Origin of the sequence: Streptomyces angustmyceticus (assembly GCF_019933235.1) — a bacterium.
GTDB lineage: Bacteria > Actinomycetota > Actinomycetes > Streptomycetales > Streptomycetaceae > Streptomyces > Streptomyces angustmyceticus.
Window position 1 is genome coordinate 5,823,226 of sequence record NZ_CP082945.1, and the last position, 24,180, is coordinate 5,847,405.

Consider the following 24,180-nt stretch of genomic DNA (forward strand, 5'->3'; position numbering starts at 1 on the left):
GTGGGACTGTACCGGTCTGCTGTCAGATTGCCCACCAGGTACAGCTGTCACCGGGGAGCCGTGCGGTGCCGTCCTGGACGGTCACCGGGGCGCTGGACAGCAGCGGTGTCCCGGGCGCGGGCAGTTCGACGTCGTGCCCCAGGGTGTTGACGGTGCACAGCACCCCGGGGCGGGTGAAGGCGAGCACCCCGTCGGGGGCGGGCGCCCAGCTCATCGGGCCGTCGCCCAGTCCCGGCAGCCGGCGCCGCAGCTCCAGGGCGGCGCGGTAGAGCTCCAGGGTGGAGGCGGGGTCGCCGGTCTGGGCCGCGACGGTGAGGGGTGCCCAGCCGGCGGGCTGCGGCAGCCAGCTGCCGCCGGGCCCGAAGCCGTACGGCGGTGCCTCGCCGGACCAGGGGAGCGGCACCCGGCAGCCGTCGCGGAAGCCGTCCTGGCCGCCGGCGGCGGCGACGCCGTCGGGGGCGGACTCGGTGTCGGTGCCGGGGCCCGCCGCGCCGGTCGCCCGGCCGCCGCGGAAGAACGCCGGGTCCTGGCGGACCTCGTCGGGCAGGTCGGTGACCTCGGGCAGGCCCAGTTCCTCGCCCTGGTAGAGGTAGGCGGAGCCGGGCAGCGCCAGCATCAGCAGGCTGGCGGCGCGGGCGCGGGCGAGGCTGCCGCCGAGGCGGGTGGTGTGGCGGACCACGTCGTGGTTGGACAGCACCCAGGTGGTGGGCGCGCCGACGGAGGCGGTGGCGGCGAGCGAGGCGTCGATCACCGTGCGCAGGGCGTCGGCCTGCCACGGGGCGTTGAGGAACTGGAAGTTGAAGGCTTGGTGGAGTTCGTCGGGGCGCACGTAGAGGGCGAGGCGCTCGGGGGTGGGGGCCCATGCCTCGGCGACGCCGATGACCTGCCGGCCGCTGCCGTCGCCGTAGCCGTCCAGCAGCCGGCGCCAGGCGCGGTGGATGGCGTGCACGCCGTCCTGGTCGAAGAACGGCAGCACCTGGGAGCCGATCAGCTGGGCCTGGGCGCCGTGGCCGATGTCCGGCAGGCCGGGCGCCTTGATCATGCCGTGCGCGACGTCGACGCGGAAGCCGTCCACCCCGAGGTCGAGCCAGAAGCGCAGGATGGCCTCGAATTCGGCGTGCACCTCCGGGTTCTCCCAGTTCAGGTCGGGCTGCTGGGGGGCGAAGAGGTGGAGGTACCAGTCGCCGCGGTCGGTGCGGGTCCAGGCCGGGCCGCCGAAGACCGACTCCCAGTCGTTGGGCGGGAGTTCGCCGTGCTCGCCCTTGCCGGGGCGGAAGAGGTAGCGCTGCCGGGCGAGTTCGGGGTCGGTGAACCACGGGTGCCGGTCGGAGGTGTGGTTGGGGACGATGTCGACGATCACCCGCAGGCCCAGGTCATGGGCGGCGCGGAGCAGCTCGTCGGCGTCCTGGAGGGTGCCGAAGAGCGGGTCGACGGCGCGGTAGTCGGCGACGTCGTAGCCGCCGTCGGCCTGCGGCGAGGCGTAGAACGGGGTGAGCCAGACGGCGTCCACGCCCAGGTCCTTGAGATGGGGCAGCCGTTCGCGGACGCCGCGCAGGTCGCCGATGCCGTCGCCGTCGCTGTCGGCGAAGGAGCGGACGTACACCTGGTAGATGACGGCGTCGCGCCACCATGCGGGACCTCGGCCCGCTCCGGGGGCCCGGGGGGCGGGGCTGGGGGAAGTGAGCTCCTGGGTCATCTGCCGTCCCTGTCGAGGTCAAGAGGCGTCGGTGCCTTCACCGGATAAACGCTCGACGGGGCGCGGGGTGACGGTGCCGGGAGCGCCCCGAGGGTCCCGTTCCAGCCAACTCGTTGCAGTTCGTTCCCGTAGTCTTGCAGAAATTTACCGCAAGGTCTTTCGGTTTGTTTTCCGCGCTGTTACGTTCCTGACCGCCATCTGAGGCATTTCCCTAAGGAGTTCACATGCGGCGTGGCATACGGGGCGCAACGGCCACCGCGCTGGTAGCGGGCCTGGCACTGGCGGCGACGGCGTGCGGCGGAGGTGACGGCGGCAGCGGTGCCGACAGCGGGGGCGAACTGTCCGGAACCGTTACCTTCTGGGACACCTCCAACGACGCCGAGAAGGCGACGTACCGCAAACTTGCCGAAGGTTTCCAGAAGGAGCACCCGAAGGTCCACGTCACATATGTGAACGTGCCGTTCGGCGACGCCAACGCCAAGTTCAAGAACGCCGCGGGCGGCAACTCCGGCGCCCCCGACGTGATGCGCACCGAGGTCGCCTGGGTCGCCGACTTCGCCAACCTCGGCTACCTCGCGCCCCTCGACGGCACCCCCGCCCTCGACAAGGCCGACGACTACCTCCCGCAGGCCGTCGGCTCCACGAAGTTCAAGGGCAAGACCTACGCCGCACCCCAGGTCATCGACACCCTCGGCCTCTTCTACAACAAGAAGCTCCTCAAGGACGCCGGCGTCGGGGTGCCCAGGACCTTCGACGAACTCGCCAAGAGCGCCAAGAAGATCAAGTCCAAGACCGGCGCCACCGCTCTCTACCTGCGCGGCGACGACCCCTACTGGTTCCTGCCCTACCTCTACGGCGAGGGCGGCGACCTGGTCAACGCCCGCGACAAGGTCGTGGAGATCGACGACGGCGCCGGCGTCAAGGCGTTCAAGACGATCAAGAGCCTGGTCGACTCCAAGGCCGCGGTCACCGACGCCACCGACGGCCAGGAGAACCAGCTCAAGGCCCTCAAGGACGGCACCGTCGCGATGGCCGTCGACGGCCCCTGGGACATCGAGGGCGCCCGCGCCGGCAAGGCCTTCAAGTCCCCTGCCAACAAGGAGAACCTCGGCGTCGCCCCCGTGCCCGCCGGCAGCACCGCCCAGGGCTCCCCGCAGGGCGGCTGGAACCTCTCCGTCTACGCCGGCAGCAAGAACCTGCGCGCCTCCTACGCCTTCGTCAAGTACATGAGCTCGGCGAAGGTCCAGCAGCAGACCACCGAGAAGCTCAGCCTGCTGCCCACCCGCAGGTCCGTGTACGACGTGCCGGCCGTCAAGAACAACGAGATGGTCAGGTTCTTCAAGCCCGCCGTCGACGGCGCCGTCCAGCGCCCCTGGATCGCCGAGGGCAACTCCCTCTTCGAGCCGGTCAAGGTCCAGATGAACAAGGTGCTCACCGGCTCCGCCACGCCCGAGCAGGCCGCCAAGGCGGCCGGCGACGCCTACCGGAAGCTGCTCAAGGACTACAAGTGACCCTCGCTGTACGGGTGCGCCGGGCACTGGGCACCCACTGGTACGCATGGACGATGGTCGCCCCGGTGGTACTCGTCATCGGGGTGATCATCGGCTATCCGCTGGTGCGCGGCCTGTTCCTCTCGCTCACCGACGCCAACGAGGCCAACGTCGAGCGGAACATCGGCGTCAACCACCTCCCCGCCACCTACAAGTTCACCGGCCTGGACAACTACAAGGCCGTGCTGGGCGACGGCGTCTTCTGGGACCGCCTGGGCTGGACCGTCGTCTGGACCGTCGGCTGCGTCTCGCTGACCTTCCTGATCGGCCTCGCCCTCGCCAACATGCTCAACCGCACGCTGCGCGGCCGCACCGTCTACCGCCTGGCGCTGATCCTGCCCTGGGCCATCCCCGCCTTCATCTCGGTCTTCACCTGGCGGATGCTCTACAACGAGAAGAACGGCATCCTCAACAAGCTGCTGGCCGGCGGCGGCATCGACGCCGTGCCCTGGCTCAACGACCCGACCTGGGCCAAGCTCTCGGTCATCGCCGTCAACGTCTGGCTGGGCGTGCCCTTCATGCTCGTCGCGCTGCTCGGCGGCCTGCAGTCCATACCCGGCGAGCTCTACGAGGCCGCCGAGATGGACGGCGCGGGCCCCTGGCAGCGGTTCCGGAACATCACCGTCCCCGGCCTGCGGGCCGTCAGCAGCACGGTGATCCTGCTCTCCACCATCTGGACCTTCAACATGTTCCCGGTGATCTTCCTGCTGACCCGGGGCGGCCCCGGCGACGCCACCGAGATCCTGGTGACCTACGCCTACCGGCTCTCCTTCATCGACAGCCCCCGCAACTTCTCCGAGTCCGCGGCCTGGGGCGTCCTGATCCTGCTCCTGCTCTCGGTCGTCGCGGTCGTCTACCGGCGGGCGCTGCGCAAGCAGGGAGAGGTGTGGTGACCATGACCCGCAAGCGCCACCAGCGCTCCCGCCCGGCCTCGGTCGCCCTGCACGCGGCCCTGCTCGTCGCCGCCGCGGTGGCCGTCTTCCCGCCGCTCTGGCTGCTGGTGACCTCCTTCAAACCGAGGAACGACGCCTTCTCCACCAGCCTCGTCACCCACTTCACCCTCGCCAACTACACCCACGTCATCGCCGACACCGAGTTCCTGACCTGGTTCCAGAACTCCGTGATCATCGTCGGGCTGACCACCGTCCTCGGTGTCTTCATCGCCGCCACCACCGGCTACGCCGTCAGCCGCTTCCGCTTCCCCGGGATGCGCCCGCTGATGTGGCTGCTGCTGATCACCCAGATGTTCCCGGTCGCGGTGCTGATCGTGCCGCTGTACAACCTGCTGGCGAGCCTGGGCCTGCTCAACCAGCCGGCCGGCCTGGTCGTCACCTACCTGACCATCGCCGTCCCCTTCTGCGCCTGGATGATGAAGGGCTTCTTCGACACCATCCCGGTGGAGATCGACGAGTCCGGCCGGGTCGACGGCCTCAACCCCTTCGGCACCTTCTGGCGCCTGGTCCTCCCGCTCGCCCGACCGGGCCTGGCCGTCACCGGCTTCTACACCTTCGTCACCGCCTGGGCCGAGGTCGCCTACGCCTCCGCCTTCATGACCGGCGAGGAGAACCTCACCCTCGCCGGCGGCCTGCAGACCTTCGTCAACCAGTACACCAACGACTGGGGTTCGATGACCGCCGCCGCCGTGATCATCGCCGTGCCGGCCGCGCTCGTCTTCGCCTTCGCCCAGCGCCACCTCGTCGCCGGACTGACCGCCGGCACCACCAAGGGATGACATGACCCCTCAGCACAACGTCACTCCTGCCACCGGCTGGTGGCGCCACGCGGTGATCTACCAGGTCTACCCGCGCAGCTTCGCCGACGGCAACGGCGACGGCATGGGGGACCTGGCGGGCATCCGCAGCCGCCTGCCGTACCTGCGCGACCTGGGTGTGGACGCCGTCTGGCTCAGCCCCTTCTACGCCTCGCCGCAGGCCGACGCCGGCTACGACGTCGCCGACTACCGCACCATCGACCCGATGTTCGGCACCCTGGCCGACGCCGAGGCGGTCATCGCCGACGCCCATGACCTGGGCCTGCGCATCATCGTCGACCTGGTCCCCAACCACTGCTCCGACCAGCACGAATGGTTCCGCCGCGGGCTGGCCGAGGGCCCCGGCTCGGTGCTGCGCGAGCGTTTCCACTTCCGCAAGGGACGGGGCGAGAACGGCGAGGAGCCGCCCAACGACTGGGAGTCCCTCTTCGGCGGCCCGGCCTGGACCCGGGTGTCCGACGGCGAGTGGTACCTCCACCTCTTCGCCCCCGAGCAGCCCGACTTCAACTGGGACCACCCCGCCGTCCGGGACGAGTTCCGTTCCATCCTCCGCTTCTGGCTCGACCTGGGCGTGGACGGCTTCCGGGTCGATGTGGCCCACGGCCTGGTCAAGGCCCCCGGCCTGCCCGACATGGGCCACGGCGAACAGCTGAAGCTGCTCGGCAACCAGGTCCTGCCGTTCTTCGACCAGGACGGCGTCCACGACATCTACCGCTCCTGGCGCACCGTCCTCGACGAGTACCCCGGCGAGCGGATCGCGGTCGCCGAGGCATGGACCCCCACCGCCGACCGCACCGCCCGCTACCTCCGCCCCGACGAGCTCCACCAGGCTTTCAACTTCCATTACCTGAACACGGGTTGGGACGCGGCCGCCCTGCGCGAGGCGATCGACTCCTCCCTCGACGCCATGCGCCCGGTGGCGGCCCCCACCACCTGGGTGCTGTCCAACCACGACGTGGTCCGCCACACCACCCGCCTCGGCGGCGGCCCGGACCGCGCCCGCGCCGCGAGCCTGCTGATGCTGGCGCTGCCCGGCTCCGCCTACCTCTACCAGGGCGAGGAGCTGGGCCTGCCCGAGGTCACCGACCTGCCCGACGAGGTCCGCCAGGACCCCTCCTTCTTCCGGGACACCGGGCAGGAGGGCCTGCGCGACGGCTGCCGGGTCCCGCTGCCGTGGAGCGGCGACCGCGCCCCCTACGGCTTCGGCGACGGCGGCAGCTGGCTCCCGCAGCCCGCCGACTGGGCACCGCTCACCGTCGCGGCCCAGACCGGCGATCCCGCCTCCACCCTGGAGCTCTACCGCACCGCCCTGGCCCTGCGGCGCGCCCACCCCGGCCTCGGCGCGGGCGACGCGGTCGAGTGGCTGGCCGCCCCCGACGGCGTCCTGGCCTTCCGGCGCCCCGGCGGCCTCGTCTGCACCGCCAACACCACCGCCGCCCCCGTCCGTCTGCCCGCCCCCGGCCGGCTGCTGCTCGCCTCCGGCCCGCTGGACGACGCGCGGGGGGACGTCGAGCTGCCCGCCGACACCACCGCCTGGTGGGAGGAGTGACCCTGCCGGACCCCCATGCCACCCCCCGGCTGTCCGACATCGCCGCCCAGGCGCAGGTCAGCGAGGCGACCGTCAGCCGGGTCCTGAACGGCAGGGCGGGCGTGGCGGCGAGCACCCGGCAGCGGGTGCTCGCCGCGCTCGACGTCCTCGGCTACGAGCGACCGGTACGGCTGCGGCGGCGCAGCGCCGGGCTCGTCGGCCTGGTCATCCCCGAACTCACCAACCCGATCTTCCCGGCCTTCGCCCAGATCATCGAACAGGCGCTGGCCGGCCACGGCTACACCCCGGTGCTGTGCACCCAGATGCCGGGCGGGACCACCGAGGACGAACTCGTCGAGCAGTTGGAGGAGCGCGACGTCACCGGCATCGTCTTCCTGTCCGGCCTGCACGCGGACACCGGCGCCGACCCGTCCCGCTACGCCCGCCTGGCGGCCCGGGGCGTCCCGTACGTCCTCGTCAACGGCTGCAACGAGCGCATCGACGCGCCGTTCGTCTCGCCCGACGACCGGGCGGCGGCCCGGATGGCCGTGCGCCACCTGGCCGAGCTGGGACACGAGCGGATCGGGCTGGCCGTCGGCCCGGCCCGCTATGTGCCCTCCCGCCGCAAGGCGGAGGGCTTCGTGGCGGCGCTGGGGGAGTCGTTCGGCCTGTCGAGGGGGCAGGCCGAACGGCGCGTCCGGCACACCCTGTTCAGCGTCGAGGGCGGGCACGCGGCGGCCGCCACCCTGCTCGACGACGGCTGCACCGGTGTCGTCTGCGGCAGCGACCTGATGGCGCTCGGCGTGGTCCGCGCGGCCCGCCAGCGCGGCCTGGCCGTCCCCGCGGACCTCTCGGTCGTCGGCTTCGACGACTCCCAGCTCATCGCCTTCACCGACCCCCCGCTGACCACCGTCCGCCAGCCGGTCCAGGCCATGGCGACGGCAGCGGTCGGCGCCCTGATCGAGGAGATCCACGAACGCGCCGCGGGCCGCCGGGAGCCGCCCCGCCGCACCGAGTTCGTCTTCCAGCCGGAACTGGTCGTACGGGGGTCGACGGGGGCGGTGCGGACCTGACCGCGGCCGCGGGGGGGGGGGGGGAGGGACGCGGGCCCGGCCGGATTGTCAGTGGGGGGTGCCATGCTGCACCCATGACCAACACCGTGCAGGGGCCCGCGAGTTACTTTCCGTCGATCGAGAAGAAGTACGGCCGTCCGATAGCCGAGTGGCAGAGCCTGATCACCGCCTCGCCGCTGACCCGGCACATGGAGCTGGTGGCCTGGCTCAAGGCCGAACACGGCCTGGGCCACGGCCACGCCAACGCCCTGGTCGCCCACACCCTCGCCCAGGCCGAGGGCCGGTAGTCCGCGGCGCGGGGCAGCGGCGGCGGGGCGCCCCTCCGGGCCGGGCGGCGCGGAGGGGCTCAGGGCTTGCGGACGTCCAGGTTGGCGATCGCGATCCGGGCGATCTCGCGGCCGCGGGCGGTGAAGTCGCCCTTGCCCGGGTAGTCCACCCACAACCGGTACATGTCACCGGCGTGGGTGCGGTAGTAGAACGCCTTGGCCTCGCGCGGGACGTCCCCGTCGATGTCCACGCCGGAGCCGCTCGTGCCGTAGGTGACGGTGTTCAGGGCCGCGTCGCGTTCCTGGTACGTGACGTTGGCGTCCGTGCTGCTGCCGGTCTTCGTGTCGGAGGACATCGACAGGCCCGCCCCGGAGAAGGAGCCGCCCTTGATCGCGTCCGAGTCCTTGAACGCCTGGGCGTCGGCGGTCCCCGAGATGTCGCTCTTCTGCCGCACGTGGTCCCACCGGGCCAGCTCGACCGTGACCGCTCCGCTGGGATCCTTGTACGTGATCACGGACGGGTCCGCGTCGTCCGGGATCCGGAGGTAGCCGGCGGGCACCGCGATGTCCGCGTTCAGCGGCGCCGCCTCCTGGTGCTTCTTCCACCCCTCGGGCAACGGCCCGGCGAACGGATCCGCCAGGACCAGGTAGGCGCCTGCGGCCAGTGCCACGACTGCGGCGGCGCCCCCTGCGAGAGCCTTGCGGCCGAGGCGGACCCCCTTACCGGCCTCGGGGCCACCGGTCCGCACGACCGGGGGCGGCGGCTGCACAGCCCGTTCGAGCAGTTCGCGCACCCGCGTCGCGTTCGGCCGGCGCGCCGGATCCTTCTGCAGCAGACCCTGGACGGCCTCGGCCAGCGGACCGCCGCCGGCCGCGCTCGGGGCGGCCGGCGTCGCGTTCAGCACGGCCTGCAGCGTGGCGGGGGTGTTGGTGCGGCGGAACGGCGAGACGCCTTCCGTCGCCGCGTACAGCACGACGCCGAGCGACCACAGGTCGGAGGCGCTGCCGGGCTGCTGTCCCAACACGCGCTCGGGCGCGATGAATTCGGGGGAGCCGACGAACCCGCCGGTCTCGGTCAGCTTGGTCTCGCCCTCGATCTGCGCGATGCCGAAGTCGGTGAGGATGACGCGGTCGTGGCGGCCGAGCATGACGTTGTCCGGCTTCACGTCGCGGTGCAGGATCCCGGCGGCGTGCGCGGCCTCCAACGCGCCGAGCACCTCCAGCCCGATCCGCGCGGCGTCGCGCGCGCCGAGCGTGCCCTCCTGGAGCGCGTCGCCGAGGGAGCGCCCCTGGACGAACTCCATGACGATCCAGGGCTGTCCCTCCTCGACGGCGACGTCATGGACGTTCACCACCGCGGGATGATCGAGGCGGGCCGCGGCCCGTGCCTCGCGCCGCATCCGTTCGAAGAGGCCGGCCCGCTCCCGCTCCGGCAGGTGGTCGGGGATCCGGGACTCCTTGACGGCGACCTCGCGGTCCATGACCTCGTCGCGGGCACGCCACACGGTGCCCATGCCGCCGTGCCCGAGCCTGCTCAGCAGCCGGTAGCGGCCCGCCACGAGCCGGCCCGCGCCCGGATCGGACTGCGGCGCCACCTGCGCGGCCGGCGCCGGGGCGTGCTCCGTGAGCGGCGCCTGGGCAGGCTGCGGCGGTTGCAGCCGGAAGCTCGTGGGCTCGTGCGGACGCGGTGCGGTTCCCCCGATGTCATTCATGTGCTCATCTTTATCCTCAGTGGCGTCCGGCGTACCACTGGGGTCGGGGACAGGTGACCGCGTGACAGGCCGGCCCGCACTCAGCCCCTTACGTGGCCCCGCCGCACCGCGTACGCCGCGAACTCCGCCCAGGCCGGGGCGGGCACGGCGAGCTGCGGGCCGCCCTTGTCCTTGGAGTCGCGGACGTGGACGGTCGTGGGGCAGGCGGCGACCTCCACGCAGTCGCCGTCACCCCCGCTGCTGTAGCTGGACTTCCGCCAGGAGAGGGCGACCTCCACGCAGCTGTCGCCGGAGCTGCCGCTGTAGCTGCTCTTGAACCACGCCAGTTCCGGGATGCTCATAGCGCTCCTCGCATCTGCTCCAACAGGCTCCGGGAGTCATCCGGGGTGAGGGCCTGTGAACGCAGTTTCGCATACCGTATGTGGAGGGCACTGAGCTCTTTCGGGTCGGAATGGAACAGGCCGCCGAACAGCGTCCGGGCGTACGCCTCGGTCTGTAACAGGCCCGGAACCAGCCGGTTCTCGTAGGTGTAGAGGTTGAGCGCCTGCTCCTCAAGGCCCGCCCAGACCCGGAACCAGGAGGCGAAGCCGCGCCGCCTGCAGAGGTACTTGGCCGCCTTCCGCAGCACCTTGCCCGCGTCCAGCGCCTCCTCCGACCGCTCGATGAACGTCTCCGACGGCAGCCGCCGGCCCTGTTCCACCGAGGCGATGTAGTGCGACGAGTACTGGATCTCCGGTGCCAGGGACTCCTGGGTGAACCCGGCCTTCTCCCGTAGTGCCTGGTACACCGCCCCGAAGATGCGCAGGCTGTCGGACGGTCCCAGCGCTTCAGCTCCACCCGGCGCGGCGCCCGGCTCGCCCGTTACCTCGCGCTCCAGCAGCTCGACGTCTGGGGCTTCCCGTACGGCGGCGAGGTCTCCGACGCCGCCGCCCTGATCGTCGGCGAACTCGCCGCCAACGCGGTGACCCACGGCCGGGTGCCCGGCCGGGACTTCGAGCTGCGCCTGACGAGGGTGCCGGGCTCGGCGCGCCCCGGCACCCTGCGGATCGAGGTCGCCGACACCCGCACCGAGCAGCGCCCGCCCGGCCCCGGCACGTTCACGCCCCCGCCACCCGACTCCAAAACCGGCCGTGGCCTCCTCCTGGTGGCCGCGCTCGCCACTCGCTGGTCGGTGCTCGACCGGGGGCCGGTCGGCAAGGTGGTCAGTGCCGAACTGGACCTGTAGCGGGGGATTCCCAGGGGATTGGTGGGGATAGGGGGGCAGTGCCCGCATCGCGCGGCTAAAGTCCTCGGTGACCGACCGGTGACCGGTGGTGGGCTCGGGGCGAAGGGGTGCGGAGTGATCGAGCTGGCCAGTGTGATCAGAGATCTGCGCGAGGAGCTGGAGCAGGCGGTTGCCGCGGCCGAGGGCGCGGAGCTGCGCTTCGAGTTGGGGACGATCGAGCTGGAGGTGTCGGTCGCCCTGGAGCGGTCCGCCCACGCGGGGGCGAAGGTGCGGTTCTGGGTGGTGGAGTCCGGCGCGGACGCGACGGTCGGCGCCACCAGGACCCAGCGCCTCACCCTGGCCCTGCAGCCGACCCTCACCCGGTCGGGCAACCCGCCGTTCGTCTCCGGAACCACCGGCGCCAACGAGCAGTGAACCCCGCGGACAGCAGGGCCTCCGGGCCGGCCGGGCTCGACCCGGGGCGCGTGGTCCAGGTCCTCACCACCTGCCGGGCGGGCCCGGGGCGGCGCGGGTCGGGCTACCGGGTGAGCGGGCACGCGGTGCTCACGGCCGCGCATGTGGTGAGCGACGCGGCGTCGGTGCGGCTGCGCTTCCTCACCGAGGACGGCGGCACGACGGAGGTGTCCGGCGAGCCGGTCTGGGCGGACGCGGCCATGGACGTCGCGGTGCTCAGGATCGCGGGGGACGCGCGCACCGGCCCACCGGGCGCCGCCGGGATCACGCCCGTGCGGTTCGCCGGGATCACGCGGCCCGTGGAGTGCGAGGCGCTGGGATTCCCGAGGTTCAGGCTGCGCCCCGACAGGGAGTCGGCGGACGGTGACGGCCCCACCTGGTACCGGGACTCCCACCACGCCCGCGGTACGACCACGCCGCTGTCGTACCTGCGCGCGGGCAGCCTGGAGATCACCGTGGAGCCTCCCGAGTACGACCCCGAGCCGGGGCGCTCCCCGTGGGAGGGGATGTCGGGGGCCGCGGTGTGGAGCGGCGGGTACGTGATCGGGGTGGTCAGCGAGCACCACCGCTTCGACGGGCTCGGCAGGTTCGCGGCGAGCCAGGTCAAGCGCTGGTACCGCCTCGCCCCGGACCGGCTCGACGCGCTCAGCGCGCTGATCGGCCTGCCGGCCGGCGCCGACCGCCTCACACAGCTCCCGCTCCCGCCGCCGCGGCCGCCGGACGGGCCGGAGCAGCCCGATGCGCCGGAGGTGCGGAAGGCGGCCGGGAAACTCGCCCACGACGTGTACGAGCAGTGGCACCGCGAGGGGCAGCGGCGGCGGGCCGGAGACCCGTTCCCGCTCGCCGTCCGCTTCGACTGCACCGAACGGAACGTCTTCGACCACTGGGCCAACATCCGCCGGGCGCCGTCCGGGACGCCCGCGGCGCCCCTGCCCCTGGACGGCCGGCTCGACCGGATCGTGGACGTGTACGAGTCGGTTCCGTCCCGTCGGCTGGTGGTGCTGGGGGAGGCCGGTTCCGGCAAGACGATCCTGACGCTGCGTTTCGTTCTGGACCGGCTCAGGGCCCGCGCCGCCGGCGACCGGGTGCCGGTGATCTTCGGCCTGGGGTCATGGGACCCGGTCACCACCTCGCTGGACGACTGGCTGTGCGCCCAACTGGTGCGCGACCACCCCTTCCTGGCGGCTCCCGCGGACAGCGGAGGCGACCTCGCCGGTCTCCTGCTCGACGAGGACAGGATCCTTCCGGTGCTCGACGGCTTCGACGAGATCGCGACCGGCCTGCACGGCGCGGCGTTCCGCGCGCTCAACCGCACCATCACGCCGCTGCTGTTCACCAGCCGCCCGGCGGAATTCGGCCGGGCCGTGGCGGCGAACGGCGTGCTGCGCGAAGCCGCCGTCATCGAGCTGGCGGACCTCACCGTGGACGACTACGCCGACTACCTGCACCGCGGCAGCCGGCCGGTCAGGGACGGCGGCGCGGACAGCTCCGTGTGGGAACCCGTCCTGGCCGCGCTGCGCCAGGAGCCGCGCGGCGCGGGCGCGGCGAACGTCGCCACGGCGCTCGCGACCCCGCTGATGGTCGGCCTGGCCCGCACGGTCTACGGGGGCGCCACCGAGGACAAGCCCTCCGACCTGCTGGACACCGAGGATTTCGGCACCCCCGAAGACGTGCAGGACCATCTCCTGTCGGCCTTCCTCCCGGCCGTCTACGACCCCGCACCGACCGGCCGCGGCTCCCGCCCCCGCCGTCGCCGGTACCACCCCGAACGCGCCCGGCGCTGGCTCGGCCACCTCGCCACGCACCTGCACGACCTCGACACCCGCGACCTCGCCTGGTGGGAGATGGGCACCACCATGCGCCTCGCGTCGCGCATGCGCGTGGTCGGGTTGCTGGCCGCGCTGGCCTTCGGGGTGACGACCGGGATCGGGAACGTGCCCGTGGACCTGGTCGCGACCGACCTCGGCATCGGGTTCGCACTCGGCCGGGGACTCATGGTCGGGCTCCTGCACGGGCTCCTCGCCGGGCTGGTCTTCGGGTTCGTGTACGGGGTCGTGTCCGGGGGCGCGCCGCGTGAGCCGTCGCGCGTCCGGATACAGATCTTCGGCGGGACGCGGCAGACGCGCGCCAAGGTCGTCCCCAGGGCCCTGCTGGGGGTCGGGTTCGGGATCCCGGTGGCGGTCGTGCTGGTGCTCGTGGACCGGTTCGTGGTCGCTCCGCTGGGGTTCGACGACGGGCTCGACGGAGGGCTGGTGGGCGCCCTCCTCTTCCCGCTCGAGGTCGGGCTCGGCGCCGGACTCGTGCTCGGCCTCATGGCCTGGCTGGAAGCCCCCGTGGAGATCGGATCCGCGGTCAGCGCCGCGGACCTGTTGAGCACGAACCGCAAGAACGTGGTCGTCCACATGCTGGTGTGGATGCTCGTGATCGGGATCCCCGCCGGGCTCGGCTTCGGGCTCGTGCCCGGTCCCGTCGGCGGGCTCATGCCCGGCCCGGTCCGCGGGCTCCTGGCCGGGCTCGTGTTCGGGATCGAGGCGGCGTTCGGGGGCGGGCTCGGGTACGGGCTGAGTTTCACCGCCTGGGGCCAGTGGGTGGCCCTGGTGCGGATGTGGCTGCCGCTGACGGGCCGGCTTCCGTGGGCGGTGATCGCGTTCCTGGACGACGCCCACCAGCGGGGTGTGCTGCGTCGGGCCGGCGCGGTCTACCAGTTCCGCCACGCCCGCCTCCAGGACCACCTGGCCCGGGTTTCCCGGGCGCACCACTGCCCCCACCGGCCGGGTGCACCGGGCACGGCGGACCCGGACGGCACCGGGAACTGCCCGCGACCCCAGGAGCGTCCTGATTCTGGTAACACCTGCCGGACGCATACCGATGGGCCAGACAGCGGAACAACTCACGGGGGTGCCACATGACTGCCAGGCGCGGGGCGCGAAGGCCACAGGTGAGGATCGCCCTGGGGGCGGTGACGGCGTTAGGGACCGCCGCCACGGTCGTCGGGATTTCCGGAGCCGGAACCGCGGCCGCACAACCGGTTTCCCGCACGCTGAAATACACCTGCAAGGTCCCGGTGATCAAAAGCCTGCCCTTCACGGTGAGGATCGACGCGGACATTCCGCAGTCGGTCGGGGTCGGCGAAGCCAGCCGGAAATTCGCCATCGGCGCCCGGACCACGGTGGACGCGGACCTCACGGCGAAGCTCCGCTTCCTCGGCGTGAAGACCGTGACGGGCCGGGTGGTCGCGAAGATCGGCGTGTCCGCGCCGCAGGGCGACCGGCGCCTCAGCGTTCCCCTCGGCGTCACCAGGACCCGTATCCCGGCGTCCGGTTCCTTCGACGTCGCCGCGACCGGCACCGCACCCGCTCTCACGTTCAGCCGGCCGGGCAAGGCGCGGATCACCGTCGGCGACATCGCCCTGCACGTCGTCGGGAAGAAGGCGGACGGTGCCGCACTGGGCGAGGTCGACGCGGGGTGCAGGCTGAACGCCGGGCAGCGGGACGTCGTGGGGTCGTTCCAGATCACGGCAGCGGGCGCGGGGGCCGGGAAGGCCAACGGCTCGGCCAGGGCCGGGTCTTCGGCGACGGCCGGGGTCTCGGGCACGTCCGGCGCCCCGGGCACGTCCGGCGCCCCTGGTACGTCCGGCGGCTCGACCCCGTCCGGCGGCTCGGGCACGAGCGCCAAGGGCACGACGGCCTCGGGCGCCACGCCTGAGCGGACCTTCCTCGCGACCGACGGTACGGCGACGGGGACCACCGCGACCACCGGCCGGAACACCAGAAACCTGGTGCTGCCGATCGCCGGCACCCTCGTCGTGGCCGCCCTCGCCTTCTGCTTCGGCGCGTGGCACAAGAACCGCCGCCGCGCCGCCGACGGCGACTGAGGGGATCGCCTCGCGGATCCCGGCGTCGGGGTCCTGTCCGCCTGCCACCGGCCCGGCCTCACGGGCGCCGACGCGGCCCGCGGCCGCACGCCGGGCCCCTGGCGCACCGTCACCTTCGAGGATGCCGGCTGCATCCGCCGTGCCCGTGCCCGCGTCAGCCCCTCCGCGAGAGTCATCCCCCGACGCCGGTCCGGCCGTCCGGGCGCGTGGACCCGCAGGGCGGGTCTCCGGTCGGCCGGACCGGCTGCCAAGGGAACGTAACACCCTTGCAATGCCTTGCGTAAGGTCTTGCAACAACCCGTTCGGGCAGCTAGAACCGTCACCAACACCGGCGCCGTCGTCCCTCGGCGCCGTTCAACGGCCTTACGGGCACGGTGCGTTGCCGAGCAAGGTCACTCCACCCCGTCAGGAGGAACCGTGCTCCACCGGATCAGAAGCGCCGCCCGCAGACCCGCGGTCGCCGCACTCGCCCTCCTCGCGGGCGCGGCGGCCCTCGTCGCGCCGCCGCCGGCGACCGCCGCCCCGCCGTCCGGCCCGTCCGAGGCCCTGGCCCAGTGGATCGACCGCGACACCGTCGTGTGGAAGGGCGCGGAACACACCGCCGCCCAGCTGGAGTTCGGCTCGCACGCCGCACGCATCCGGCTCGTGCCCGGCACCCTCAGCCCGGCCGAACGGCTCGCCCACCCGCATCTGACGGGCTACCCGGCCTTCACCGTCGACCCCCGCGACCGCGGCCTCGCCCCCACCGCCCTGCGCGGCAGACTCCTCGCCGCCCAGCGCACGGCCGACGGCGGACGCGCCACCACCGGGGTCCAGATCCCCGGCGTCCTCGACGACCTCTACGGCGCCCGCGCCCGGCACGCCACCCTGGGGCCGGACTTCCACCACGGCCGCCCCACCCTCACCGTCTGGGCGCCCACCGCCCGCACCGTCGCCCTCGAACTCGACGGCCGCAGGGTCCCGATGCGGCGCGACGACACCACTGGCGTCTGGCGCGTCACCGGCGCCCGCGACTGGGCCGGAAAGCCGTACCGCTACCTCGTCACGGTCTGGGCGCCCACCGTCGGCAAGACCGTCACCAACAAGGTCACCGACCCCTACTCCACCGCCCTGACCGCCGACTCGGCCCGCAGCCTCGTCACCGACCTCGACGCCCCGGAACTCGCCCCGCCCGGCTGGTCACGGCTCGCCAAGCCCGCCGCGGTGCCGCTGCGCCGCGCCCGCATCCAGGAACTGCAGATCCGCGACTTCTCCGCCGAGGACCGCACCTCCCGGCACCCGGGCCGGTACCTCGCCTTCACCGACCGCCGCTCCGACGGGATGCGGCACCTGGCCTCCCTCGCCCGGTCCGGCACCTCCTACGTCCACCTCCTGCCGGCCTTCGACTTCGCCACCACGCCCGAGCGGCCCGCCGACCAGGCCCGCCCCGGCTGCGACCTGGCCTCGTACGCCCCTGACTCCGACCGCCAGCAGGACTGCGTCGCCAAGACGGCCGCCCACGACGCCTACAACTGGGGCTACGACCCGCTGCACTACACCGTCCCGGAAGGGTCCTACGCCTCCGACCCCGACGGCACCGCCCGCACCGTCGAGTTCCGCCGCATGGTCCAGGGCCTCAACGGCGCCGGCCTGCGCGCCGTCATGGATGTCGTCTACAACCACACCGCCGCGAGCGGCCAGGACCCGCACTCCGTCCTGGACCGCATCGTCCCCGGCTACTACCAGCGGCTCCTGGACGACGGCGGCGTCGCCACCTCCACCTGCTGCTCGGGCACCGCCCCCGAACACACCATGATGGGCAAGCTCGTCGTCGACTCCGTCGTCACCTGGGCCAAGGAGTACAAGGTCGACGGCTTCCGCTTCGACCTCATGGGCCACCACCCCAAGGCCAACATCCTGGCCGTCCGGAAGGCCCTCGACGCGCTGACCCCCGCGAAGGACGGCGTCGACGGCAAGAAGATCATCCTCTACGGCGAGGGCTGGAACTTCGGCGAGGCCGCGAACGACGCCCGCTTCGTCCAGGCCACCCAGCGGAACATGGCCGGAACGGGCATCGCGACCTTCAACGACCGGGCCCGCGACGCGGTCCGCGGCGGCAGCCCCTTCGACGCCGACCCCCGCGTCCAGGGCTTCGCCTCGGGCCTGTACACCGACCCCAACTCCGCGCAGGAGAACGGGAGTCCGGCCGAACAGCGCACCCGGCTCCTCCACTACCAGGACCTCCTCAAGGTCGGCCTCACCGGCAACCTCGCCGACTACACCTTCACCGACAGCACCGGCCACCGCGTCAAGGGCTCCGGCATCGACTACAACGGCACCCCGGCCGGCTACGCCGCCGCCCCCGGCGACGCCCTCGCCTACGCCGACGCCCACGACAACGAGACCCTCTACGACGCCCTCGCCTACAAACTCCCGCCGCGCACCGGCGCCGCCGACCGCGCCCGCATGCAGGTGGTCGCCCTCGCCACCGCCGCCCTCTCCCAGGGGCCCGCGCTCTCCCAGGCCGGCTCCGACCTCCTCCGCTCCAAGTCCCTGGACCGCAACTCCTTCGACAGCGGCGACTGGTTCAACGCCCTGCACTGGAACTGCGCCGACGGCAACGGCTTCGGCCGCGGACTGCCCCCGGCCGCCGACAACAAGGACAAGTGGCCCTACGCCCGGCCCCTCCTGGCCGACCCGGCACTACGCCCCGGCTGCGCCACCATCCGGCACACCGCCGCCGCCTACCGCGACCTGCTCCGCATCCACGCCACCGAACCGGCCTTCGGCCTGCCCACCGCCGCCGCGGTACAGAAGGCCCTCTCCTTCCCCCTGTCCGGCAAGGACGAGACACCGGGCGTGCTCACCATGCGCCTCGCCAACCTCGTCATCGTCTTCAACGTCACGCCCCAGCGCGCACACCAGACCGTCCCGTCCCTCGCGGGCACCCCCTACACCCTGCACCCCACCCAGGCCCACGGCACCGACCCCACCACCGCCACCGCCACCTACACCCGCCCCTCGGGCACCTTCACGGTCCCGGCCCGCACGGTCGCGGTCTTCCGGCGGGGGTGAGACCCGGCTCAGGCCCCCAGCCGCTTTTCGAGGAGGGTGACGGCGTACCGGCTGCCGTCGTCGCCCTCCTTGGCGGGCTGTTCCCCGACGACGGTGTAGCCGGCGCCCCGGCCGGAACCGGTCGGGCGATGCTGGCGCATGCCCAGGTCCACCAGTCGCCGCAGGTCGGCGCCGTCCCCGGCGAGGCGGAAGCTGATCTCGTCCATGCCGCGATGATGTCGCACGGCGCGCCGCCGCCTGCGGCCGGGCCGCGTACGGGCGCCCACAGGTGATCGCGGTCGCACCCCCGAGCTACCAGACGGCACGGTGTGGCACATCAACAGCGGCAACGAGATCTACCGGTACATCGGCGACCAGCCCAGCTGATCCCGGCCGAACCATTCGTGCGGCTGCCGGCCGGAACACGCCGGAAGCCGCAGCGGTCCGATAGGACTCGGTACCCCGGAGAGGCGAAGGGGCGCCGACAGCAGCGTCGCCGCCTCATCAACGCCCGCTCACTCAAGACGCAGCTGCCCGTCGGCGATTCACCGGCGGGCAGCTGCCGTTCGGCCTCGAAGTTCAGCGGAAGGCGCTGGGTGATCCGCCGGACAGTCCTCAGCCGAGCCGGAAGTGCTGGTTGGTCTTGTTCACGTCCTCCCACTGGACGAGCTTGGCTCCGTTGTCGGTGCTCTCGGCCAGCACAGACAGGACCTTGCCGCTGTGACGCGCCTCGATCGCGAAGTAGTGGCCGCTCTTCTGGATGAGCCTCCACTCCTGGTTCTGCTTGCCCGGTACGTAGTCCCACTGGACCACCTGGGCGCCATCGTTGAAGCCCTCGGCCAGCACGGACAGGCACTTGCCGCTGTGGGTTGCTCGGACGAGGTAGTAACCGCCCGTTGTCGCCTCCAGGTTCCAGATCTGGTTCTTCTTGCCGTGGACGTACTCCCACTGCACGACCTCGGCCCCGTTGTCGGTGCTCTCGGCGAGGACCGAGGCGCACTTGTCGCTGTTCTCGGCTACCAGAGTGGCGGTGAAGACAGACATACTTTCTCCCTAATTGCCAGTCACAGGAGGTTCCTCACCTTTGTTACCGACCGGATCGGCAACTAAGCGGGCAGGCAAGGGGCTTGGCTGGTCGGGGGCTATCAATGGCCCGGAAAAATCGTCGGCTGTCGAACGGCGTCCCTCGCTCCTCCGCATCGTCGCCGTTCACCCAGCCAGGCTCCCCGTTGCCCGAAGCAGCCGGCCTCCACGGCTTCAACCGAGCCCACCACTGAGAGTCCCTGTGCGCAGCTCTCGGCCAGTTGCGATCGCCAAAACGAGACTCCTGTTCCACGCCCACCCCTCAAGATCGGAAAGACAACAGCCACTCAGGGCAGACTGACCCCACACGGACCGCGCGACGGGCGCGGCGGCTCCGGGGCCGGCGAGCCACGGAAGCCGGGGGAAGTCGACTCAGGGGGCGGGGACATGGGCACGATGCTCGGCACGATCGAACGGATCTGGCGGTACCCCATCAAGTCCACCGGCGGCGAACTGCTCGACGAGGCCGCCGTGGACACCCGGGGCCTGGCCGGCGACCGGCTCTGGGCGGTGCGCGACGCCGAGGGCAAATTCGGCTCGGGCAAGAACACCCGCCGGTTCCGCCGCATGCCAGGACTGCTGCAGTTGCGCTCCCGCTACCCCGGCGGCGCCGTCACCAAGACGCCCGAACTGCTGGCCCCGGACGGCGAGCCCGTGGCGGACCCCACCTCCTACATGCGGCGCTACCTGGACCGGAACGACGTCGAAGTGGCCCGTGAGGGCACCGTCTCGCACTTCGACCAGCTCCCCCTCAGCGTCCTGACCACCGCCACCCTCGACTGGGTCCGCGCGGCCGTCCCCGGCGTCCCGGCCGACGAGCGCCGCTTCCGCCCCAACCTGCTGCTGCGCACCCCACCGGGCACGCCCCCCTTCGTGGAGGACGAGTGGTTCGGCAGCACCGCCCGCGTCGGCACCACCCTGCGGATACGTTTCGAGCGCTCCAGCGAACGCTGCGCCATGACCAACGACGCCCAGCAGGACCTTCCCCACTCCCCCCAGATCCTGCGAGCCATCGCCCGGGCCCACGACATGCGCCTGGACGCCCTGGCCACTATCACCCACCCCGGCCGCATCCGCCTGGGAGACCCCATCGAACTGACGTGACGCCCCACCCACGTTTCACTTAACTCCCCCACGGGAGGTGACGGGCCGGAGCGGGTGGGTGTCCGGACGTAAAGCGAAGCAGTCCGGACACCCACCCGCTCCGGCCCGTCACCGCACCCACAGCCCCGCGCAGCGGACCGGCCCGCCGCAGGCGCAACGGCGGGAAAGACAAAAACGGGGCGAGGCAAAGCGCAGCGGACCGGCCCGCCGCCAGGCGCAACGCCGGGCGCACCCGCGCAGCGGGGCGAAATACGGTGAGAAACCCCCACGGCGGGTCAGACAAAAACGTGGGCCGAAGGCAAAGCGCAGCGAACCCGTCCCGCCAACTCCGCGAACATCCCGCCCTCCGGCTCGTCGGCGAGGATCTGCCGCACCACGCCCGCCATCCGCTCGTCGTACGCGGCGCTCACCGCCGCCAGGGCCGCGAAGTCGTGGACCAGCTGCCGTTCGAGTTCGGCGCGGGGGATCGGGCGTCCGTCCAGCCACAGGAGGGCGGTGGTCTCGGCGAGCGAGATCCAGGAGCGGACCACCAACTCCAGCCGGGGGGCGGGGTCGGGGATGCCGAGATGGGCGAGGATTTGCAGGTAGGCGGCCTGGCGGACGCCGTCGATCATGGCGTTGGTGCGGGCCGAGCCGATGGCGGGGCCGCCGCGCATCAGGGCCGAGAAGCCGGGGCCGTGCTCCTCGACGAAGTCGAAGAAGCGCTCCATGACCCGCAACAGCCGGGCGCCGAGCGGGCCTTCGTGCGGCTCGACGAACCGGGCCGTGAGTTCCTCGGCGGCGCGCCGCAGCGCGGCCTCGTACAGCTGCTGCTTGCCGGGGAAGTAGTGGTAGACCAGCGGGCGGGAGATGCCGGCCGCCTCGGCGACCTCGTCGATCGACACGTCCTCGGGGGAACGGTGGCTGAAGAGGTCGAGTGCGACGGCGATCAGCTGCTCGCGCCGCTCCTCGACGCCCATCCTGCGGCGCGCCCCGGTGGTCATGCCGACCAGCGTAACCACCCGGGGCGCGGCACGGAATCACAGGTCAAATCACAGATCGAGCACAAGACGGCCGCCGTGTGCCCGCGAGACGCACAGCAGCAGCGAATCGGCGCGCTCGGCGTCCGTCAGCAGGTCGTCGCGGTGGTCCACCGTTCCGGCCGGCACCCGCTGTTGGCAGGTGCCGCAGAATCCCCGCTCGCAGGAGTACGGCAGATCGGGCAGCGCCTGCGCGCGGATGGCCCGCAGCGCGCTGGTGTCCGCGGGGACCGCCACCGTACGGCAGCACCAGGTCGAGGTGCGCGCCCGGCTCCCAGTCCGGAAGGCCGTCCCCCTCCAGGCGCAGCCGGACCACGCCCTCGGCCTCCTCGGCGCGCTCCGCCACCCGCAGCCACCGGGCCCCGGCGCCGCCGCGGCCCTGCCCGGAGACCGGCGGGTCCAGCGCGGGCAGTCGGGCGCGACGAGGCGGTCTAGCCCACCGCCCCGATCCCCTTGCCGTTCGTCAGGCGTCCCCGGAGTTCCGCGCGGTCGCCCGCCTTCGCCGGGAGGGTCAGCAGGCGTCCGGTGGCCCGGCCGTGCACGCCGCCGGTGGTGGTGATCGAGGCGACCTGGCGGCTGCCCGCCGCCAGCAGCCACCACTGCCCGGCGGGGGACTTCCACAGCACCCCGGCCAGGGCCCGCGGCGACCGGGGCCCGCAGGCCGTACCGCCCTCGGCGTGCGCCGTCACGGAGCCCGCCGCATAGGGCCGACCGCCCGGTGCCGGGGTCTGGATCTGGGCCATCGTCCGGCTGCCGGGACCGCGCCAGGTCTCGGCGCGGGTGCACAGCCAGGCCGCGGTGCCCGCGCCCCCGGGCAGCGGCTGGCGGGCGAACTCCCAGGCGTTCACCGCGCGGACGCCCTGGCCGCGCACCGCGGCCAGCTGGCAGGCCGTGCGCGCCCACGCCGTCCCGGCCCGCGGCCCGGTCACCTCGCCCGGCCTGCGGGGGGCGCCGTACGTCAGCCGGGCCGGGGTCAGTTCGCCGAGATCGGTGAGCAGCCGCCCGCCCATCCGCAGCGCGGGCCAGCCCGAGCACGTCGGCGCGGGCCGCGGGGTGGGCACCGGGTCGGTCATGCCGCCCGGCCCGATCCGCACCGGGCTGCCCGCCGCGCCCGGCTTCAGCAGATCGACCAGCCGCGCCGATGTCACCCACGGGGCGGTCAGATACCGGACGTTGCCCTGCGTACGGCTCACGACCAGCGCGCTCGCCGACGCCGCCGCGGCGCCGTCGGTCCGGGCGAAGTCCACCGCCGCGCCCGTGCCGTCGCCCTGCCCCTCGCCGTCGGCGGCCTCCGCGTAGCGCACCACCCGCAGCCCGTCGTGGAAGAGCACCACCACGACGTGGTCCACCACGCCCGCGAACAGCAGTTGGGCCGGGCCCGACGCCGGTCCGGTCGGGGTGCCGGGCGTCGCCGAGACCGGCACCCCGGCGCCCGGCCTGGCCCACACCGCCAGCGCCCGCCGCAGCAGCGCCTTGTCGTGGATGCGGTCGCCGCGCGCGGGCCAGGCCGAGAAGTCCTGGCGGGCGGCGCTCCTCCAGGCGGTCGCGGAGGTCACCGTGAGCTTGCCGGGGTCCAGGGCCGCTTCGGCCGCCGCGTTGCGCGCGTACGGCGGGGCGGCGGCGCCGTCCGGGCCCCAGCCGTCGCCCGGCAGCCCCAGCAACGCCCCGCACACCAGCACCGCCGCACCGGCCGTCAGCACCGCCCGGCCGTGCTGCCGCCGCCGGATCAGATCCGTCGGCCTGGCCTGCAGCGCGCACGGGTCGAACTCGGGCGACTCCAGCAGCGAACGGTCCCGGCTCCCGGCCGGCGTCGCGGCCCGCTCCGCCTCCTCCAGCGCCGCACGGGGGTGGGCCACCCCGGCAGCCTCCAGCACCCGGCGGGTCTCCGGCGCGCTCAGCCGCTCCAGATCGCGCAGCACGAACGCCGCCCGCCCCGGCCCGGACAGCGCCGACAGCGCCTGGTCCAGGGCGAGTTCGTCGGCGCCGCCGGAGCGCGGGAAGAGCCGCAGGCCCCAGACCTGGGGGAGCGGGGGCGGCGGCACCGGCAGCCAGCGACGCGAGCGGCCGGCGGCCAGGGCGGCCCGCAGGACCCGCAGCCGGACGAAGGCGTAGCCGGGGTCGATCGCCGCGTCCGCGCCGGCGCGCTGGGCGGGCAGTCCCAGACCTCGGGTGGAGCTGCGCTGGCGCGGCAGGGTCCGCTGCACGACGGCGTGGGCGGCCAGCACCCGCCGGCCGCGGCTGGGGCCCGGCGGCAGCACGAGGTAGGCCAGCCGGACCAGCCGCGGGTAGTGCTCGACCAGCGCCGCCTCGGCCTGCTCGACGTCGATGACGTCGCCGAGGTCCTCGAGGCTGCCGGCGGGGGCGCGGTCCGGACGCTGGGGTGTCGCTTGCTGCTGCTTCACGTTCGGTGAAACGAGTGATTCCTGTGATGGTCACCGGCCCCGCACGGGGCCCCGGCGGGTGACCCGCACCCGGCCGCGGCCACCGCGGTGCGCCGACCGCGGTGGCCGCTCCGGGGCTGCCGGACCCGCCGGCTTCAGCGCTGCAGGTCGAACTCGCCGTCCCGGGCGCCGAGGACGAAGGCCCGCCACTCGGCCTCGGTGTAGCGCAGTACCACATCGGGGTCCGTGGAGTTGCGCATGGCCACCGCGCCCCGCTCCAGGAAGGCGATCTCCACGGCCTCCTCGGCGTCGCCGGGGGCGCGCTGCCAGACGGCGTCGGAGATGTCGAGGGCGTAGAGCCACTCCTTCTCAGCTGCGGCACTCATACCGTGATCCCCTCGCTCGTGGTGCG

General features: G+C 73.0%; 21 protein-coding genes and 1 pseudogene. 12 read left to right on the top strand and 10 right to left on the bottom strand.

The window, feature by feature from the left end; genetic code table 11:
* Positions 1–22: 22 nt before the first annotated feature.
* Positions 23–1,696 (bottom strand): glycoside hydrolase family 13 protein, encoded by a 1,674-nt coding sequence (locus K7396_RS26025; RefSeq protein ID WP_152105202.1) that lies wholly within the window; start codon positions 1,694–1,696, stop codon positions 23–25.
* Positions 1,697–1,920: 224 nt separating this feature from the next.
* On the opposite strand from K7396_RS26025, the gene K7396_RS26030 reads away from it, so the two are divergent.
* The 6 genes from K7396_RS26030 to K7396_RS26055 all read left to right on the top strand — a co-directional run bounded on the left by K7396_RS26030 (position 1,921) and on the right by K7396_RS26055 (position 7,905).
* Positions 1,921–3,207: an extracellular solute-binding protein gene (locus K7396_RS26030; protein WP_086721441.1), complete on the top strand. Its 1,287-nt coding sequence runs from the start codon at positions 1,921–1,923 to the stop codon at positions 3,205–3,207.
* Entirely contained in the window at positions 3,204–4,139 is a 936-nt protein-coding gene (locus K7396_RS26035; RefSeq protein ID WP_086721440.1) for a carbohydrate ABC transporter permease, read from the top strand. Before K7396_RS26030 ends, K7396_RS26035 begins: the two co-directional genes overlap by 4 nt.
* Positions 4,140–4,141: 2 nt before the next feature.
* Positions 4,142–4,978: a sugar ABC transporter permease gene (locus K7396_RS26040; protein ID WP_086721443.1), complete on the top strand. Its 837-nt coding sequence runs from the start codon at positions 4,142–4,144 to the stop codon at positions 4,976–4,978.
* 1 nt (position 4,979) lies between these two features.
* A complete protein-coding gene (locus tag K7396_RS26045; RefSeq protein ID WP_086721439.1) occupies positions 4,980–6,566 on the top strand; it encodes a glycoside hydrolase family 13 protein in 1,587 nt (528 codons plus the stop codon).
* A complete protein-coding gene (locus K7396_RS26050) occupies positions 6,563–7,618 on the top strand; it encodes a LacI family DNA-binding transcriptional regulator (protein ID WP_174887029.1) in 1,056 nt (351 codons plus the stop codon). The genes K7396_RS26045 and K7396_RS26050 overlap by 4 nt, the downstream gene beginning before the upstream one ends.
* A gap of 74 nt (positions 7,619–7,692) precedes the next feature.
* Positions 7,693–7,905, top strand: coding sequence for a DUF4287 domain-containing protein (locus K7396_RS26055; protein WP_086721194.1), 213 nt, complete (start codon positions 7,693–7,695; stop codon positions 7,903–7,905).
* A gap of 59 nt (positions 7,906–7,964) precedes the next feature.
* Here K7396_RS26055 and K7396_RS26060 read toward each other — a convergent pair whose 3' ends face one another.
* From K7396_RS26060 to K7396_RS26070, 3 genes are all read right to left on the bottom strand, one after another.
* A complete protein-coding gene (locus K7396_RS26060) occupies positions 7,965–9,596 on the bottom strand; it encodes a serine/threonine-protein kinase (protein ID WP_086721195.1) in 1,632 nt (543 codons plus the stop codon).
* A gap of 80 nt (positions 9,597–9,676) precedes the next feature.
* Positions 9,677–9,937 carry a DUF397 domain-containing protein gene (locus K7396_RS26065; RefSeq protein ID WP_086721196.1) on the bottom strand — a complete coding sequence of 87 codons (261 nt, stop codon included), beginning with the start codon at positions 9,935–9,937 and terminating at the stop codon, positions 9,677–9,679.
* Entirely contained in the window at positions 9,934–10,476 is a 543-nt protein-coding gene (locus K7396_RS26070) for a Scr1 family TA system antitoxin-like transcriptional regulator (RefSeq protein ID WP_086721197.1), read from the bottom strand. The genes K7396_RS26065 and K7396_RS26070 overlap by 4 nt, the downstream gene beginning before the upstream one ends.
* Here K7396_RS26070 and K7396_RS26075 point away from each other — a divergent pair.
* The 5 genes from K7396_RS26075 (at position 10,375) to pulA (ending at position 18,202) form a co-directional block, all read left to right on the top strand.
* Positions 10,375–10,821: an ATP-binding protein gene (locus K7396_RS26075; RefSeq protein WP_152105200.1), complete on the top strand. Its 447-nt coding sequence runs from the start codon at positions 10,375–10,377 to the stop codon at positions 10,819–10,821. The genes K7396_RS26070 and K7396_RS26075 overlap by 102 nt on opposite strands.
* A gap of 114 nt (positions 10,822–10,935) precedes the next feature.
* Complete coding sequence (locus K7396_RS26080; protein WP_086721851.1) at positions 10,936–11,235, top strand: trypco2 family protein; 300 nt, start codon at positions 10,936–10,938, stop codon at positions 11,233–11,235.
* A complete protein-coding gene (locus tag K7396_RS26085; protein ID WP_086721852.1) occupies positions 11,232–14,183 on the top strand; it encodes an NACHT domain-containing protein in 2,952 nt (983 codons plus the stop codon). The genes K7396_RS26080 and K7396_RS26085 overlap by 4 nt, the downstream gene beginning before the upstream one ends.
* Positions 14,180–15,148: a DUF6801 domain-containing protein gene (locus K7396_RS26090; protein ID WP_308686928.1), complete on the top strand. Its 969-nt coding sequence runs from the start codon at positions 14,180–14,182 to the stop codon at positions 15,146–15,148. Before K7396_RS26085 ends, K7396_RS26090 begins: the two co-directional genes overlap by 4 nt.
* Positions 15,149–15,565: 417 nt before the next feature.
* A complete protein-coding gene (gene pulA, locus K7396_RS26095; protein WP_223660207.1) occupies positions 15,566–18,202 on the top strand; it encodes a pullulanase-type alpha-1,6-glucosidase in 2,637 nt (878 codons plus the stop codon).
* An 8-nt stretch (positions 18,203–18,210) separates the two neighbouring features.
* Here pulA and K7396_RS36005 read toward each other — a convergent pair whose 3' ends face one another.
* Both K7396_RS36005 and K7396_RS26105 read right to left on the bottom strand, forming a co-directional pair.
* Complete coding sequence (locus K7396_RS36005) at positions 18,211–18,408, bottom strand: hypothetical protein (protein ID WP_373866977.1); 198 nt, start codon at positions 18,406–18,408, stop codon at positions 18,211–18,213.
* Positions 18,409–18,796: 388 nt separating this feature from the next.
* A complete protein-coding gene (locus K7396_RS26105) occupies positions 18,797–19,225 on the bottom strand; it encodes an RICIN domain-containing protein (protein ID WP_086719431.1) in 429 nt (142 codons plus the stop codon).
* 426 nt (positions 19,226–19,651) lie between these two features.
* Here K7396_RS26105 and K7396_RS26110 point away from each other — a divergent pair, with 426 nt between their 5' ends.
* A complete protein-coding gene (locus K7396_RS26110; RefSeq protein WP_086719432.1) occupies positions 19,652–20,368 on the top strand; it encodes an MOSC domain-containing protein in 717 nt (238 codons plus the stop codon).
* Between the two features lie 275 nt (positions 20,369–20,643).
* Here the strand turns inward: K7396_RS26110 and K7396_RS26115 are convergent, their stop codons facing one another.
* The 4 genes and pseudogenes from K7396_RS26115 to K7396_RS26130 all read right to left on the bottom strand — a co-directional run bounded on the left by K7396_RS26115 (position 20,644) and on the right by K7396_RS26130 (position 24,154).
* Positions 20,644–21,351 (bottom strand): TetR/AcrR family transcriptional regulator, encoded by a 708-nt coding sequence (locus tag K7396_RS26115; protein WP_086719433.1) that lies wholly within the window; start codon positions 21,349–21,351, stop codon positions 20,644–20,646.
* Positions 21,352–21,399: 48 nt separating this feature from the next.
* Positions 21,400–21,630 (bottom strand): annotated as a pseudogene (locus tag K7396_RS26120) (2Fe-2S iron-sulfur cluster-binding protein); the annotation flags it as partial.
* Positions 21,631–21,818: 188 nt separating this feature from the next.
* Positions 21,819–23,789: a hypothetical protein gene (locus K7396_RS26125; RefSeq protein WP_152105198.1), complete on the bottom strand. Its 1,971-nt coding sequence runs from the start codon at positions 23,787–23,789 to the stop codon at positions 21,819–21,821.
* Positions 23,790–23,923: 134 nt separating this feature from the next.
* A complete protein-coding gene (locus K7396_RS26130; protein ID WP_086715096.1) occupies positions 23,924–24,154 on the bottom strand; it encodes a DUF397 domain-containing protein in 231 nt (76 codons plus the stop codon).
* Positions 24,155–24,180: the final 26 nt, after the last annotated feature.

Excerpts from the sequence above, each read along its gene's own strand:
- K7396_RS26025 (WP_152105202.1), bottom strand. The coding sequence starts at position 1,696 with ATGACCCAGGAGCTCACTTCCCCCAGCCCCGCCCCCCGGGCCCCCGGA.
- K7396_RS26030 (WP_086721441.1), top strand. The coding sequence starts at position 1,921 with ATGCGGCGTGGCATACGGGGCGCAACGGCCACCGCGCTGGTAGCGGGC.
- K7396_RS26040 (WP_086721443.1), top strand. The coding sequence starts at position 4,142 with ATGACCCGCAAGCGCCACCAGCGCTCCCGCCCGGCCTCGGTCGCCCTG.
- K7396_RS26045 (WP_086721439.1), top strand. The coding sequence starts at position 4,980 with ATGACCCCTCAGCACAACGTCACTCCTGCCACCGGCTGGTGGCGCCAC.
- K7396_RS26055 (WP_086721194.1), top strand. The coding sequence starts at position 7,693 with ATGACCAACACCGTGCAGGGGCCCGCGAGTTACTTTCCGTCGATCGAG.
- K7396_RS26060 (WP_086721195.1), bottom strand. The coding sequence starts at position 9,596 with ATGAATGACATCGGGGGAACCGCACCGCGTCCGCACGAGCCCACGAGC.
- K7396_RS26065 (WP_086721196.1), bottom strand. The coding sequence starts at position 9,937 with ATGAGCATCCCGGAACTGGCGTGGTTCAAGAGCAGCTACAGCGGCAGC.
- K7396_RS26090 (WP_308686928.1), top strand. The coding sequence starts at position 14,180 with ATGACTGCCAGGCGCGGGGCGCGAAGGCCACAGGTGAGGATCGCCCTG.
- K7396_RS36005 (WP_373866977.1), bottom strand. The coding sequence starts at position 18,408 with ATGGACGAGATCAGCTTCCGCCTCGCCGGGGACGGCGCCGACCTGCGG.
- K7396_RS26105 (WP_086719431.1), bottom strand. The coding sequence starts at position 19,225 with ATGTCTGTCTTCACCGCCACTCTGGTAGCCGAGAACAGCGACAAGTGC.
- K7396_RS26110 (WP_086719432.1), top strand. The coding sequence starts at position 19,652 with ATGGGCACGATGCTCGGCACGATCGAACGGATCTGGCGGTACCCCATC.
- K7396_RS26115 (WP_086719433.1), bottom strand. The coding sequence starts at position 21,351 with ATGACCACCGGGGCGCGCCGCAGGATGGGCGTCGAGGAGCGGCGCGAG.
- K7396_RS26130 (WP_086715096.1), bottom strand. The coding sequence starts at position 24,154 with ATGAGTGCCGCAGCTGAGAAGGAGTGGCTCTACGCCCTCGACATCTCC.